Genomic DNA, 14,918 nt, shown 5'->3' on the forward strand with positions numbered 1-14,918 from the left:
ACCTCAGCAGCCAAGTTTCAAATGAGAAATATGACCTAAGGGTTCTTAAGTTAACAACCCTTTCTCCAATACCACTTGCTAAATTGTTTTGTTTTTCCGCAATATACTGTTTACCCATTTCATCACATTTCACGACCTAAAATTGGATCAAGCAAAATCACCATACCAGCACTACTCATGACTGCATCAAAGTATACGTTTTCATTAGCTTGAATACATTTGGTATTTAAGGCTGCAATACCATTAATAAGTGACTAAAACACAGCGCCGTTGGATAGACATCATTATTCGATTGAGATTAATTGATATGATCGTTTTGAAATATAAAATCATATTTACCTTGAGGAAGTGATAGATGTTCCATGCAAGATTGGCCAATACTTCGTTTCTATTCATTTAATTAAAGTACCCGCTCCACCTTGATAGGCATCTATGGTTAGATGCAAGGGAAAAGCGTATAACCAACTTTCAGGTGGTTGGATCAATTACTCATATGCCACCGCAATGGTCTACACAATTTCAGTAGAGATTTTGCCAAATGTGCAGTTAATTTGTGCCGACTCTATTTTTATTTACGCCAAAGCATGCAGAAAATGCCATTGAATTCTTATTTTCTAATTAGAAATTTAAAAGTTTTCCAATGCACTCAAAGTATGAATGCCTTAACAAAATTAGTTCAATGGTGAAATATTCGTCTTTTCTACCTATTTCACGGCTGTAAATACATTTCATAAATGAAACACTTTATATGTAAATACACCTGTTTTGTAGGTAATGTAATTTTTCGTAAGCAATAAAAAATCATAAATTATAACTAGCCCGCTGATTTTACGAAATAAATGCTTAGAATTTCATTCACCCTATAAAAAAAGAATAATAATTGACCAATAAACAACATATTTTCAACAACTTATTGTTTAATTTTAAAAAACAATTAATAATTACACAAAATATACAAAAACACATCATAACTGTTACAGAGTGTAATTTTATTTTTATGCTTGAATCGCCGTCTCAAACAAAGCGATTAAAAAATCTCCCAAGTCGGATTTTGCCAAGGAATGCCTATGAGTCAAATTAACCCCACCCTCGTCACATTTTTAGTTTATATCATTGCCATGGTTGGCATCGGTTTGTATGCATACAAGTCCACAAACAACTTTGATGATTACATCTTAGGTGGTCGTAGCTTAGGAAGTGTAGTTACTGCGCTTTCTGCAGGTGCATCAGACATGAGTGGCTGGTTACTGATGGGCTTACCGGGCGCAATTTATTTGTCTGGTTTGTCTGAAGCGTGGATTGCCGTAGGCCTAATCATTGGTGCATGGCTCAACTGGCTATTGGTTGCAGGACGTTTACGTGTGCATACTGAAGTCCAAAACAATGCCCTCACCCTTCCTGATTATTTCACAGGTCGTTTCGCAGATCGCAAACGTATCTTACGTATGATCTCAGCTGTCGTTATTTTAGTATTCTTCGCCATTTACTGTGCTTCAGGTATGGTCGCAGGCGCACGTCTATTTGAAAGTATCTTTGGTTGGAACTACACCACTGCACTGTGGATTAGCGCAATTGCAACCATCAGCTATGTATGTATTGGCGGCTTCCTTGCAATTAGCTGGACAGACACCTTCCAAGCAGGTCTAATGATTTTTGCTCTGCTGCTTACCCCAATCATGACTTACCTTGCGATTGATGGTAATGCTGCACAGTTCACAGTCTTACTTGAAACGGCTCGCCCACAAGCATTGCATATTGTTTCTGAACTCAGCACTGTTGCCATCCTGTCATCATTGGCATGGGGCTTAGGCTATTTTGGTCAGCCACACATTTTAGTGCGCTTCATGGCTGCGGATTCTGTGAAAACGATTCCTGCTGCGCGTCGCATTGGTATGACATGGATGATTTTATGTCTAGGTGGTGCAGTAGGTGCTGGTTTTATTGCCATCGCGTACTTCCAACAACACCCTGAACTAGCGGCTGTGGTTTCTCAAAACCCTGAAACTGTGTTCATGGAACTGACTAAACTCTTATTCAACCCTTGGATTGCGGGTATCATTTTAGCTGCAATTTTAGCTGCAGTGATGAGTACATTAAGCTGTCAGTTACTGGTTTGTTCTACAACATTGACAGAAGACATGTACAAAGCCTTCATCCGTAAAACCGCTTCTCAAAAAGAATTGGTTTGGGTGGGTCGCTTCATGGTTATTGCTGTTGCTGTTCTTGCAATTTGTTTAGCAAGCAACCCTGACAGTAAAGTTCTAGGCCTTGTAGCTTATGCATGGGCAGGCTTTGGTGCGGCATTTGGTCCACTGATTATCTTGTCTTTGTTCTGGAAGCGCATGACCTTGAATGGTGCTATTGCAGGTATTATTGTTGGCGCGGTAACCGTGATTGTGTGGAAAAATGCATTAGGACACTTAGGTCTATATGAAATTATTCCAGGCTTCATCTTCTCTTGGATCAGCATTGTAGTGGTAAGCTTAATGGGTAAAGCCCCTGAAGCTGAAGTGGTACAACGCTTTGAACAAGCAGACAGCATGTACAAACAAGCGATGGCTGAAATGAAACAAGAATCTACACAACGTTAATTGAACGTGTAGACCAAAAAAAGGGGCTTTTAAGCCCCTTTTTTTACATCTCATGTACTCAATTATTTCGACAAAGGTTTGTATTTGAGTTGAATACGTGAGCTTTCTTTGATGACTTCCATCACTGGATAACTGCGCGTTTCTTTAACACCCGGCAGTTGCCACAAGACTTGACCTGAGATTTTTCGGAACTCATCCATACTGGCACAGCGAATCTTCACCACAAAATCAAAGCCCCCACTGGTCATATGACATTCCACAATTTCATCATGTTGTAGCACGGCATGGCGAAAATCTTCCAAGACATGTGGCGTGGTTTTATCCAAAAGGATCTCCACAAAAACCACAAAACTGGCATTGAGCATGTTTGGATTTAAGCGTGCTTCATAACTCAGAATAAAACCTTCCTTGGTTAATTTCTGTACTCGAGCCAAAGCAGCCGTCGCTGACAAGTTCACTTCTTCGGCAAGTTTAATATTCGATATTTTTCCATCTCTTTGAAGAATATCTAATATTTTGATATCTGTTCGGTCCAAGCTAAAAATTGGGCTCGTCATCTGAATTAATCTCTAAATAGCATACAAATTATAGTGAGTTATTCGGCATTCTTTCTGTAATCATAAATTAATTACTATAGATCTCTCAACACATTATTGTATGCACAGGATGTAGGCATGAATATGATGGAAAGCAATACGCATTTCAACGACGCTCAAACTCAATTTGAATATATTACCGAATTCAAAGAAAAAAGTGAGCTTGAAGTTGAAATCAATACCGCTTGGCGACGTGCCGAAACTGACTGTGTTCAAAACTTATTAGACCACAGCAAAATCTCTGACGAGATGAATCAACGCATTCATGAACTTGCGTTTGATTTGGCTCATACTTTACGTGAACGTAAAAGCGGCAGCGGTAAAGCAGGCATTGTACAGGGTCTCTTACAAGAATTTGCACTGTCTTCTCAAGAAGGCATTGCGCTGATGTGTTTAGCTGAAGCATTGCTTCGTATTCCAGACATGGCGACACGTGACCTATTGATTAAAGACAAAATCAACCAAGGCAACTGGAAAGAACACGTTGGTCAAAGTAACCTGATGTTTGTCAATGCGGCTGCATGGGGCCTCATGTTGACTGGCAAACTGATGGAAACGCCAAAGCAAAATAGCTTATCAGGCACTTTAACAGGCTTATTGGCACGTAGTGGTCGTGGCATCATCCGTAAAGCGGTTGATGTAGCTATGCGTATGATGGGCGAACAGTTTGTGACTGGCGAGACCATTGCTGAAGCATTACAACACGCTGAACGTCTTGAAGAAAAAGGCTTCCGCTATTCATACGACATGCTGGGTGAAGCAGCACTGACCGATCATGATGCTGATCGTTATATGAAAGACTATACCGATGCCATTCATGCCATTGGTCAAGCGTCAAAAGACAAAGATGTTTACGATGGCCCAGGTATTTCAATTAAATTATCTGCTCTACACCCTCGCTACCAACGTGCACAAGTTGCACGTATGCATGAAGAGTTGTATGGCAAAGTCTTTACCCTTGCTAAATTAGCACGTGGCTACAACATCGGTTTAAATATCGATGCAGAAGAATCTGAGCGTTTAGAAATTTCTTTAGAAATGCTTGAACGCCTATGCTTTGAACCAGAACTCAAAGACTGGAAAGGTATTGGTTTCGTTATCCAAGCGTATCAAAAACGTTGTTTCTACGTGGTTGACTACATCGTAGACTTGGCTAAACGTAGCGAAAAACGCTTAATGATCCGTTTAGTGAAAGGCGCGTACTGGGACAGCGAAATTAAGAAAGCACAAATTGAAGGGATGACTGACTACCCTGTATTTACTCGTAAAGTACATACAGACTTGTCGTATATCTCTTGTGCGAAGAAATTATTAGCTGCACCAGAACAAATCTACCCACAGTTTGCAACACACAATGCGCAAACCTTGGCGACTATTTATGAAATGGCTAACCCAGAGAAATACTACGTGGGTCAGTATGAGTTCCAATGCTTACACGGCATGGGCGAGCCACTGTATGAACAAGTGGTCGGCGAAAAACTAGATAAAAAACTAGGTGTACCTTGCCGTATTTATGCACCTGTGGGCAACCATGAAACACTATTGGCTTATCTTGTACGTCGTTTACTTGAAAATGGTGCAAACACCTCTTTTGTAAACCGTATTGCAGACAAGTCACTCGCAATTGATGATTTGATTGAAAACCCAACTCAAACCATTTTAAGCAGTGCAAAACGTGAAAATATCGTGGGTCAAAAGCACCTTTCGATTCCACTTCCTGCTGAACTTTATGGCCAACTGCGTGCAAATTCTAAAGGTTTAGACCTTGCAAATGACTCTGCATTAGCTCAGTTGAACCAAACAGCTCAACAGTTTGCTAAGCATCAATGGTCTGCTGCCCCAATGGGTGAGCACATTCAGACCAATGACGCCGTTGCTCCGCAAAGCATTATCAACCCAGCACGTCACACAGATGTTGTGGGTTATGTACAAGAAGCAACAACCGAACAAGTTGAGCAAGCATTAAACAATGCGCAGGCTGTTCAAGATATTTGGGCACGTACGGCTAAAGACACCCGTGCGAGTTACCTACTTCGCGCTGCTGACTTAATGGAAGCTCGCTTAGAAGAACTGATGGTTTTACTTTGTCGTGAAAGTGGTAAAACGTATGCCAATGCCATTGCAGAAGTTCGTGAAGCTGTAGATTTCTTACGCTACTACGCAACGCAAATGATTGATCTAGATGCAAACGCAGAAGTTGAGCCTTTAGGCACTATGCTATGCATTAGCCCATGGAACTTCCCATTGGCCATCTTCACAGGTCAGGTTGCTGCTGCGTTGGTTGCGGGTAATACAGTGATTGCTAAACCAGCTGAACAAACGCCATTGATCGCAGCGCAAGCAATTCAAATCTTATGGCAAGCAGGTGTGCCTCAAGCTGCTGTACAGCTGATGCCGGGTCGCGGTGAAACTGTGGGTGCACAACTCAGTGCAGCCGAGCAAGTTCAAGGCATCATGTTCACAGGTTCAACTGAAGTTGCCAAGATTTTGCAAAAAACTGTGGCGAAGCGTCTAAGCAAAAATGGTGAAAGCATTCCACTGATTGCTGAAACAGGCGGTCAAAATGCCATGATCGTTGACTCATCAGCACTGACTGAGCAAGTTGTACTTGATGTCGTCAGCTCAGCTTATGACAGCGCAGGTCAACGTTGTTCTGCTCTTCGCGTACTGTGTGTACAAGAAGACAATGCCGATGCTGTGATTCAAATGCTTAAAGGTGCAATGCAGCAACTTCAAGTGGGCAACCCATATCTACTTAAAACAGATATTGGTCCTGTAATTGATGCTGAAGCGCAAGAAAACATTCAAAAGCACATCGACAAAATGCGCCAAAAAGGTCATCGCGTACACCAATTGATGCGTAATGATGCTCAAGACACTGAGATAAATGCAGGAACGTTCATTACACCAACATTGATTGAACTGCCAAATCTCAATGATTTAGAGCGCGAAGTGTTTGGTCCTGTGCTGCACGTGATTCGCTTTAACCAAGGTTCACTCAAACAATTACTTGAGCACATCAACAGCAAAGGCTATGGCCTGACGATGGGTCTACATACCCGTATTGATGAGACCATTCAAACTGTAATGACCCATGCTGAAGTAGGTAACCTCTACATCAACCGTAACATCGTGGGTGCAGTTGTCGGTGTACAACCTTTTGGTGGCGAAGGTTTATCAGGTACAGGCCCTAAAGCGGGCGGTCCAATTTATCTATATCGCCTAATGCAAAACTGTTCTGCGAAAAAGTTAAATAAACCATTTGCAACAGGTGCTGACTTAAACCCTCAAGTCGAGTTCAGCAACTCTGCATTGTTCCTTGAGTGGGCAGCTAAAACCTTCCCAGCAGTAAAATTGGCAAAAATTGAGAACTTCTGTTCAGGCCATCATTACGAGCTGCAAGGTCCAACAGGTGAAAGTAACCAATACATGGTAATTCCGCGTCATGCAGTGTTGTCATTAGCAGAACAAGAAGCGGATCAGTTACAACAGTTGAATGCGATTTTTGCAGTCGGTAGCCGTCCAGCAGTGCTTGCAGATAACAGCTTTGTGTTAAAACACATACCAAGCATGCCTAAAGCATTGGCTCAAGCGTTCCATGTCATCAAAGACATCAAAACTGATGCTTTTGATGCGGTATTGCACCATGGTACAACGGCGCAGCTTTTAGCGTTGCAACAGCAGATTGCTGAGCGTCAAGGTGCGATTGTGGGTATTACTCATCTTAGCCCATCACAAACTGCCATTCCTTTAGAACGCTTTGTGATTGAGCGCGCTATCAGTGTAAACACTGCAGCTGCTGGTGGTAATGCAAGTCTCATGACTTTGAACTAAGCCCAATTTAAACCTGCAGTCCTCATCAGGACTGCAGGTTTATTACTATGTTTCCTCTATTGCCAAGTCAACATCTCCTGGTCTGTTTACTTGGCATTTTTTATGCGACTCGGTTTGACTTAATCTGCTCGAAAATTTCCGATGTAGCACAGCATCAAACCACTTGTAGCATGAATAAACCCCACGCTTTTGCTGAATATCTTTAGGCTAATTCGGCAAACTTTGTTACCATCTCTTTTTTCAATATGTTTGCGATTTTTACTGCATATGACTTCTTCTTATCAACAACAACTTGACGCCAAAATTGAACGAATTACAGCTCAATTTGCTGAATTCACTCCACCTTCGCTTGAAGTTTTTCAATCTCCTGAAAAACACTTTCGCATGCGTGCAGAATTCCGTATTTGGCATACCGAAGATGATATGTTTTATGCCATGTTTGAACGCGATGAAGACAATCAGAAAAAAGTCATTCGTATTGATGACTTCCCAATCGCTGATGCCAGTATTAATCAGCTCATGCCTGTTTTATTGGCAGAATTGAAAAGCAATGATCTCCTCTCAAAACGCCTATTTGAAGTGCATTTCTTAGCAACCTTAAAGGGTGAAATGCTGGTTTCACTGATTTATCGCTGCCCACTCGATGAACAATGGCAGGTTTTAGCCAAACAACTTTCAGAAAAATTAAATATTAAGTTGATTGGCCGTAGCCGTGGTCAAAAAGTGGTACTCACTGATGAATTTGTGGTGGAAGAACTACAAGTTTTTGAGCGCAAATATCAGTACAAACAAATTGAAAGCAGCTTTACGCAGCCCAATGCGCAAGTCTGCCAAAAAATGCTCGAATGGGCCTGTAATGCTGCACAGCAGTCGAACAAAGATTTGTTAGAACTTTACTGCGGCAATGGTAACTTTACCCTACCGCTCTCAACCCGTTTCAACCGTGTCTTAGCCACTGAACTGGCTAAGTCCTCAGTGTATGCAGCACAGTGGAACATCGAACAAAACCACATCGATAATATTCAAGTCGCGCGTTTATCGGCAGAAGACTTCACACAAGCCTATAACGGCGAGCGCGAATTCCGTCGCTTACAAGAAGCAAATATCGATATGAGCAGCTATGAGTTCGATACCGTATTTGTTGACCCACCGCGTGCGGGTATTGATGATGAAACCTTAAAATTGATTCAGCGTTTTGAACGGATCATCTATATTTCGTGTAATCCTGACACCTTGCATGACAACTTAAAAACACTCAGCCAAACCCATAAAATTTCACAGTTTGCATTGTTTGATCAATTCCCCTATACCCACCATGTCGAATCTGGGGTTTTGCTGGAAAAAATTTAAACAATTTGTTGCAACTTAAACCGTATAAAAAAGAAGCTCGAATGAGCTTCTTTTTTAATTTTCATGAAAAAAGATAAGCTTATATAAAATGCAAGTATTTCAACTGTCATAATAACGTTAATACCTGGCGCTATAATCGGAATTTTTCGACATCGATCGCTGCTTTTATCTCTCACGCTGACTTGCATTATTTTACAGATTGGCTATATTTCACCCTATGTTAGGTTGTAAATGAAGTCTATATGAGTTTTTGGCAAAAGCTGTTTTCGAATGAACAGCAAAACGAGCATAAAAATCAAATTGCTTGTGTTGAAAATGACTGCTCTTGTAAAACCAATGAACAGCTCATCGAAAAGCTTAAAACAGCGACCGATGAAGACGTGATTGTTGGGATTAAAAAAGTATTAGCTTCTCGTGGCTATGGCCGTAAGGAGTTAAATGAACTTCAGCATCGACCTCTACAGTAGTAGAGTCACTGAATATTCATCAAAAAGGCATTTAGATTGATCTAAGTGCCTTTTTTAATGTCTGTAAATCATTCGCCTTATAAAAAACCAAGATATATGAAGCACAGCACACTTTGCACGTTTAAATATTATACAAAGCCTGAATTTTTTGTTACCTTACAGGCTCAATATAAAAATCAATAATTTTTGAAATTAAAAGGTTAAGTAATGAAAAAACTACTCATAATCAGCACATGTATTACCCTTTTATCTTTAACAGCATGTAGCAAGATGCCGAAAGCTTGTGTTGAGTCTTGGGAAAAAATGGAAAAACTTGCCGAGCAGATGGGTTTGCCTGAAGAACAACTCAAAGAACAAAAAAAGAAATTTGAAGAAGACGTGAAAGCGATGAACACTGAAGAAGCAACACGCATGTGCAGTACCCAAAATTCACTTTTAGGTCTAGTGGATCAATAAACACTACTTCATCTTAAAAGAGGATGCTTGCATCCTCTTTTAATGCGATCACAAAAGCTAGATACTCCTTTCCAATCGGTCTCTTTTATTTCTATCATCGTAAACTCAAATAACCGAAACCCACTAAACAGTCGCTAATTCCCAGCAGAAGCTTTAAAATACAGATAAAAGACAACTGTAATGAATTAGCACGTATTAGGCATGCAACAACAAAAAGTCCACTACCCCTTGGGGGCTCATCTTATAGTCAAACATTTTGGCTATACGCATCACGGCATATATGCTGGGCGTGGACGTGTGATTCATTATTCAGGTTTTGCGCATCTTTTTAAAAAGCATCCGATTGAAATCACCTCCATCGAGAACTTTAGCCACGGACGCAAAATTACAGTGAATCAGTACCAAGACCCCAAATATAAAGGCCGTAAAGTGGTTCGCCGTATGCGCTCACGCATGCATGAAAACAACTACCATCTTATTATCAATAACTGTGAACACTTGTGTACGTGGGCCATTACAGGCATTGAAAGTAGCCCCCAAGTCATCAAAATGATGAACCGGCTCACCACCATTGGCTATGTAAGCTCAATGATGAGTTTCATGAACAGCCTAATGTTAACGCTCACCACCACCTGTTTTGCCTTGGTGCTTTATATCAAAAAGAAATTACGTGATAAGGCCAAACAACAGCTTGGCAACTATTTTGAGTTTAAAGAGGAACGCTCTAAAAAAGATCACTGATGTGAACGTAACTGAAAAGGCGGGAATTTATCTTCCACCAAGTTGAGCTGGATATCGTATTCAAGCCATGCCTTGGCACCATCTAGCACTGTAGTAAAGCCACCTGTTGCATCCATCACATAATGAATCAACTCATTACCCTGTAACTCAATATCATAGTTTCGAATGATCACATAGGTATTCATGCTGTCGATTTTTTCAAATACAAAATCCACTTTAGTTTTAGGCGTGCCCCATTCGATGCAGATCAGCTCATTTTCAACGACTTGTAGGACATGCGTCGAGTGCGTAATTTGGTATTTATCCCATGTCCAATCGACCATTGCACCTTTTTCTAAATAGCCTGAAGACTGACTAAACCAAAACTTGGTGGTTATAAGTGGATCAACAAAAGCGTTAAACACAATATTGACAGAACGCCGAATCAACATCTGAGTTTCGATCACGGTAGTCATTGTTATATCCCTATCACTTTTAAACTTAGTGATAGCACATCTCAACAAACCAATCATATCGAAAATTTGTTATGGCTCAGGCAATCCACTCATTTTCTGTTATGGATTTGTTCACTGCTTTAACTTAAATTGGCTCTATGCGCACTCACTGGTTCTGGCAAGGACTCATTTAAAGAACTCAGCATTTCACGCTCTATGCCTCGCACAATAGCATCTAAAGGCAAGTCATTCTCCTGAAGCCCGAAGGGTTCTTCTAACTCTGCACTTAGCGCATCTAAACCCAATAAGAGATAGGCAATTAAGGCCACGATCACCGGTGACCAAAAACCAAGACTGGAACTTAAACTAAAAGGTAAAATGAGACAGAAAGAGTACACGGCACGGTGTAACAAAACCGAATAAGAAAATGGCAGAGGTGTAGATGAAATACGATCACAACCAGCGTGAATATCTCCCATTGCCACCATATGCTTAGTCAGCATACTGTAAATAATATCGCTAATCTCACCACGCTTATACAACACCGCCAGATCTTTCTGCGTAAGCTCTAATAGATATTGCGGTGGATTAATATGCGTAGCCAATACCTCCCACTGCTCTACTGTCAGTTGTACTTTGGCTTGATAGTGGTCATAGGTATGACTTTGCTGCCGTAAACGATCTCGAAGCAAATGACTAAATAACATCACGCGATACATCAAAACTGTACGCTCTGCATCATTTAAGACATAACTATCACGAATCATATGCCGTGCGTTGGCAATCATTGCGCCCCATAGCTTACGCCCTTCCCACCAGCGGTCATAACACGCTGTATTTCGAAAGCTTAAGAAAATCGAAAGAATCACACCAAATACAGTAAACCCAATGACAGGCACTGCAGGAGCTGTCACGTAATGTTGAGTCGCTAGATAAACCAAAAGAGTTGAAATTAAAACACCGACCATCAGTGCCGGAAACACTTTCGGCAAAATGGTGCCACGCCAAGCAAAGAGTAATGCAAAGCTATTGGTTTTATCTCGAACGATCACAGTATATTCCTATTGGTTTCGCTACGAAAAGGCTCAACCGAAGTTGAGCCTTATATCTATCCAAATCAAGCAAACAGCGCTTATTTAGGCTTAAAGCTGTCTTTTAAGTCTAAAATACGGTTAAACACAGGTTTCTCTGCTGTATGGTCGTATTGATCTGCAACAAAATAACCTTCACGCTCAAATTGGAAACGGTCTTCAGGCTGTGCTTGCGCCAATGCAGGCTCAATCACCGCGTTTACAATTTTCAATGAATCAGGATTCAAGTTCGCTAAGAAATCATCGCCCACTTCAGGGTCCGACTCTGTAAACAGGCGATCATAAATACGCACTTCAGCAGGAATGCCTTTAGTCGCAGATACCCAGTGAATCACCCCTTTAACTTTACGACCTTCTGGATTTTTGCCCAAAGTTTCAGGGTCGATTGAACATTTCAACTCAACCACTTTACCGTTTTCATCTTTAATCACTTCATCACACTTAATGACATAAGCATGACGTAGACGAACTTCACCACCCGGAATTAAACGCTTGAAGCCTTTTGGTGGTTCTTCTTCAAAGTCTTTACGGTCAATGTAAATTTCAGAGGTTAACGGAATTACACGCTCACCCATGTCTACATTTGGATGACGTGAATGAGTTAAATCTATATCGTTAGGCAAATTTGTGAGTGTGACTTTGAGTGGATTCAATACTGCCATACCACGAGCAGCTGTATTTTCCAAAGACTGACGGATGCAGTATTCAAGCATTGCAACATCAACAATACCATCTGACTTCGACACACCAACACGCTTACAGAAGTCACGTAGGCCTTCTGGGGTAAAACCACGACGACGCATACCTACAACGGTTGGCATACGTGGGTCATCCCATCCATTGACATAACCACCTTCAACCAATTTACGTAATTTACGCTTAGAGGTAATGGTGTAGTCAATATTTAAACGGCTAGACTCATACTGACGTGGTACTGCTTCCGAGTGAACTTTCTCAACCACCCAGTCATAAAACGGACGGTGGTCTTGGAATTCCAAAGTACATAATGAGTGAGTAATGCCTTCAATTGCATCGGATAATGGATGTGCATAGTCGTACATTGGGTACATTTTCCATTTATCACCTGTTTGGTGATGCTCTGAATGGAGTACACGGTACAAAATAGGGTCACGCATATGCACATTTGGAGATGCCATATCAATCTTGGCACGCAGAACAGCTTCACCTTCTGCAAACTCGCCATTGTTCATTTTTTCAAAACGCGCAAGGTTTTCTTCAACTGAAGTATCGCGGTAAGGCGAGTTTTTACCCGGCTCAATAAAGTTACCGCGGTTCAAACGGATTTCTTCAGGGGACTGCAAATCCACATAAGCATCACCCTGTTTTATCAGTTGAATCGCCCATGCATGGAGTTGATCGAAATAGCTTGATGCATAGCGCGGTTCGCCATTCCACTCAAAACCTAACCATTTAACGTCATTGGCGATCCCATCTACATATTCTTGTTCTTCTGCATCTGGGTTGGTGTCATCAAAACGTAGGTTGCACAAACCATCAAACTCGTTGGCAATACCAAAGTTTAAGCAAATCGCTTTCACGTGACCAATGTGTAAATAACCATTCGGCTCTGGCGGGAAACGCGTGACTACTTTTTGCGTACGACCTTCAGCCAAATCTTCGGTAATCACTTGGCGAACAAAGTCTAAGCCTGGCTGTTGTTCTTGCTGCGCTACGACAGAGGCATTGTTACTTGGTGTCGGGTTATTTGGCAGTGTTGAAACAACATCATTCGGCTTCATAGTTTAAAAATCACTTTGATGAAAAAAATTAAGGAAAAATAGGGTCCTGCTATACGAGCATAATTCTAACTGATCTATCAGTCGATTTATGAATATTTTACAGCCCCTTAAACGATATTTGATCTATTTTACAAAGAAAATAACGTTTTTACTTGCCTTGTAGTTTACAGTTTGCTTATGCTTCTCACAACCAAAAAACCCATGGCTTTGATGTCCATGATTAGGAGATTACACAATGAGTTTTCCTCAAGTCGAATTAAACACCAATAAAGGTCGTATTGTTCTTGAACTTAACAACGAAAAAGCACCAATCACTGTTGCTAACTTCTTAGAATACGTACGTGACGGTTTCTATGACGGCGTAATTTTCCACCGCGTGATCGATGGCTTCATGATCCAAGGTGGTGGTATGGATGAAAACTTCAAAGAAAAAGCAACACGTGATGCAATTGAAAACGAAGCTGATAACGGCTTAACCAATGACCTTGGTACAATTGCAATGGCGCGTACACAAGCACCTCACTCTGCATCTGCGCAGTTCTTTATTAACGTTGGTAACAACTCTTTCCTTAACCACTCTGGCAAAAATGCACAAGGTTGGGGTTATGCAGTTTTCGGTAAAGTAACTGAAGGTCTAGACGTAGTAAACGAAATTAAAGGTGTTCGTACTGGCAACCGTGGCTACCACGCTGACGTTCCACTAGAAAACGTTGTGATTGAATCTGCTAAGATCATTTCTGAGTAATTTTTAAATCCTCCCCAGCCCTCCTTTGATAAAGGAGGGAGATAGACTCTCATTCGAATATGAGATTACCCTCCCTTTTTAAAGGGAGGTCGGGAGGGATTTTTAAAAGGAAACTTCCGTGACCTATTTGTTTATCGCTGATTTACACTTGTCACCAGATCACCCTCGACTCGTTCGAGGGTTTTTAGATTTATTAGATGCTTATAAAAACAAGAATACCCAGCTGTATATTTTAGGCGATTGGTTCAATGCATGGATTGGCGACGACTACACAGCCCCTTGGCTAGATGAAATCATTCGCGCTTTAAAGCAATTTTCAAATGCAGGCAATCACATCTATTTCTTAACAGGTAACCGTGATTTTGCCCTAGGACAACAGTTCCTCAACCAATTTAATGGTCAACTGTTAGCTGAAGTTTGCACACTCAAACTTTCAGATCACACCATTCGTATTGAACATGGTGATTTGCTCTGCACGGATGACGTATCCTATCAGCGTTTTCGTAAAATCATCCGTAACCCCCTTCTGCTGAAGTTTTTAAAAAGTACACCTCTTGGTTTTAGACAAAAACTGGCCAATGGATTCCGTAAAAAAAGCCGTCAAGCACAACAGTTTAAAAGCTATGAAGTCATGGATGTGAATCAAGATGCTGTTCAAGCAGCATTAAGCAATGTTGATTTACTAGTTCACGGACATACCCACCGCGCAAATATTCATGATGTCGATGGGAAAAAGAGAATTGTACTTGGTGACTGGAAAGAAGATTCGGCTCAGATTTTAGAAATTAATGCGAATGATCATCTACAAAATTTGGTATTAAAAAAATGGCAGTATTAATGCCATTTTTTGATT

General features: G+C 41.1%; 12 protein-coding genes. 8 read left to right on the forward strand and 4 right to left on the reverse strand.

Annotated features, from left to right (window positions below; all coding sequences use genetic code 11):
• The first annotated feature begins 1,067 nt into the window (after nucleotides 1–1,067).
• A complete protein-coding gene (putP, locus tag AC4CUX_RS16720) occupies nucleotides 1,068–2,591 on the forward strand; it encodes a sodium/proline symporter PutP (RefSeq protein WP_005401209.1) in 1,524 nt (507 codons plus the stop codon).
• A 62-nt stretch (nucleotides 2,592–2,653) separates the two neighbouring features.
• Here putP and AC4CUX_RS16725 read toward each other — a convergent pair whose 3' ends face one another.
• Nucleotides 2,654–3,148: an Lrp/AsnC ligand binding domain-containing protein gene (locus AC4CUX_RS16725; protein ID WP_004696989.1), complete on the reverse strand. Its 495-nt coding sequence runs from the start codon at nucleotides 3,146–3,148 to the stop codon at nucleotides 2,654–2,656.
• 117 nt (nucleotides 3,149–3,265) lie between these two features.
• Here AC4CUX_RS16725 and putA point away from each other — a divergent pair, with 117 nt between their 5' ends.
• The 5 genes from putA to AC4CUX_RS16750 all read left to right on the forward strand — a co-directional run bounded on the left by putA (nucleotide 3,266) and on the right by AC4CUX_RS16750 (nucleotide 10,035).
• Nucleotides 3,266–7,021 carry a trifunctional transcriptional regulator/proline dehydrogenase/L-glutamate gamma-semialdehyde dehydrogenase gene (putA, locus tag AC4CUX_RS16730; protein WP_005401208.1) on the forward strand — a complete coding sequence of 1,252 codons (3,756 nt, stop codon included), beginning with the start codon at nucleotides 3,266–3,268 and terminating at the stop codon, nucleotides 7,019–7,021.
• Nucleotides 7,022–7,288: 267 nt separating this feature from the next.
• On the forward strand, nucleotides 7,289–8,371 hold the full coding sequence (trmA, locus tag AC4CUX_RS16735) for a tRNA (uridine(54)-C5)-methyltransferase TrmA (protein ID WP_005401207.1): 1,083 nt from the start codon (nucleotides 7,289–7,291) through the stop codon (nucleotides 8,369–8,371).
• 242 nt (nucleotides 8,372–8,613) lie between these two features.
• Entirely contained in the window at nucleotides 8,614–8,838 is a 225-nt protein-coding gene (locus AC4CUX_RS16740) for a hypothetical protein (protein WP_004984703.1), read from the forward strand.
• A 207-nt stretch (nucleotides 8,839–9,045) separates the two neighbouring features.
• The gene (locus tag AC4CUX_RS16745; RefSeq protein ID WP_004696981.1) at nucleotides 9,046–9,294 is read left to right on the forward strand and encodes a hypothetical protein; all 249 of its coding nucleotides are present in this window, start codon (nucleotides 9,046–9,048) and stop codon (nucleotides 9,292–9,294) included.
• A gap of 201 nt (nucleotides 9,295–9,495) precedes the next feature.
• A complete protein-coding gene (locus AC4CUX_RS16750) occupies nucleotides 9,496–10,035 on the forward strand; it encodes a lecithin retinol acyltransferase family protein (protein WP_005401206.1) in 540 nt (179 codons plus the stop codon).
• On the opposite strand, the gene AC4CUX_RS16755 is transcribed toward AC4CUX_RS16750, so the two are convergent.
• The 3 genes from AC4CUX_RS16755 to AC4CUX_RS16765 form a co-directional block, all read right to left on the reverse strand.
• The gene (locus tag AC4CUX_RS16755) at nucleotides 10,029–10,490 is read right to left on the reverse strand and encodes an SRPBCC domain-containing protein (protein ID WP_004696977.1); all 462 of its coding nucleotides are present in this window, start codon (nucleotides 10,488–10,490) and stop codon (nucleotides 10,029–10,031) included. The genes AC4CUX_RS16750 and AC4CUX_RS16755 overlap by 7 nt on opposite strands.
• Nucleotides 10,491–10,609: 119 nt before the next feature.
• On the reverse strand, nucleotides 10,610–11,521 hold the full coding sequence (locus AC4CUX_RS16760) for a bestrophin family protein (RefSeq protein ID WP_005401205.1): 912 nt from the start codon (nucleotides 11,519–11,521) through the stop codon (nucleotides 10,610–10,612).
• A gap of 80 nt (nucleotides 11,522–11,601) precedes the next feature.
• Nucleotides 11,602–13,320, reverse strand: a complete 1,719-nt coding sequence (locus AC4CUX_RS16765; RefSeq protein ID WP_005401204.1) for a glutamine--tRNA ligase/YqeY domain fusion protein — start codon at nucleotides 13,318–13,320, stop codon at nucleotides 11,602–11,604.
• 235 nt (nucleotides 13,321–13,555) lie between these two features.
• Here AC4CUX_RS16765 and AC4CUX_RS16770 point away from each other — a divergent pair, with 235 nt between their 5' ends.
• Nucleotides 13,556–14,065, forward strand: coding sequence for a peptidylprolyl isomerase (locus AC4CUX_RS16770; RefSeq protein WP_004696971.1), 510 nt, complete (start codon nucleotides 13,556–13,558; stop codon nucleotides 14,063–14,065).
• Between the two features lie 118 nt (nucleotides 14,066–14,183).
• Nucleotides 14,184–14,903 (forward strand): UDP-2,3-diacylglucosamine diphosphatase, encoded by a 720-nt coding sequence (locus tag AC4CUX_RS16775; protein ID WP_005401203.1) that lies wholly within the window; start codon nucleotides 14,184–14,186, stop codon nucleotides 14,901–14,903.
• The last annotated feature ends 15 nt before the right edge of the window (nucleotides 14,904–14,918 follow it).

The sequence above is a fragment of the Acinetobacter sp. 231_lipA genome, assembly GCF_058243005.1.

Coding starts and splice junctions, on each gene's coding strand:
- AC4CUX_RS16725 (WP_004696989.1), bottom strand. CDS start 3,148: ATGACGAGCCCAATTTTTAGCTTGGACCGAACAGATATCAAAATATTA.
- putA (WP_005401208.1), top strand. CDS start 3,266: ATGAATATGATGGAAAGCAATACGCATTTCAACGACGCTCAAACTCAA.
- AC4CUX_RS16765 (WP_005401204.1), bottom strand. CDS start 13,320: ATGAAGCCGAATGATGTTGTTTCAACACTGCCAAATAACCCGACACCA.
- AC4CUX_RS16755 (WP_004696977.1), bottom strand. CDS start 10,490: ATGACTACCGTGATCGAAACTCAGATGTTGATTCGGCGTTCTGTCAAT.
- AC4CUX_RS16770 (WP_004696971.1), top strand. CDS start 13,556: ATGAGTTTTCCTCAAGTCGAATTAAACACCAATAAAGGTCGTATTGTT.
- putP (WP_005401209.1), top strand. CDS start 1,068: ATGAGTCAAATTAACCCCACCCTCGTCACATTTTTAGTTTATATCATT.
- AC4CUX_RS16740 (WP_004984703.1), top strand. CDS start 8,614: ATGAGTTTTTGGCAAAAGCTGTTTTCGAATGAACAGCAAAACGAGCAT.
- AC4CUX_RS16745 (WP_004696981.1), top strand. CDS start 9,046: ATGAAAAAACTACTCATAATCAGCACATGTATTACCCTTTTATCTTTA.
- trmA (WP_005401207.1), top strand. CDS start 7,289: ATGACTTCTTCTTATCAACAACAACTTGACGCCAAAATTGAACGAATT.
- AC4CUX_RS16750 (WP_005401206.1), top strand. CDS start 9,496: ATGCAACAACAAAAAGTCCACTACCCCTTGGGGGCTCATCTTATAGTC.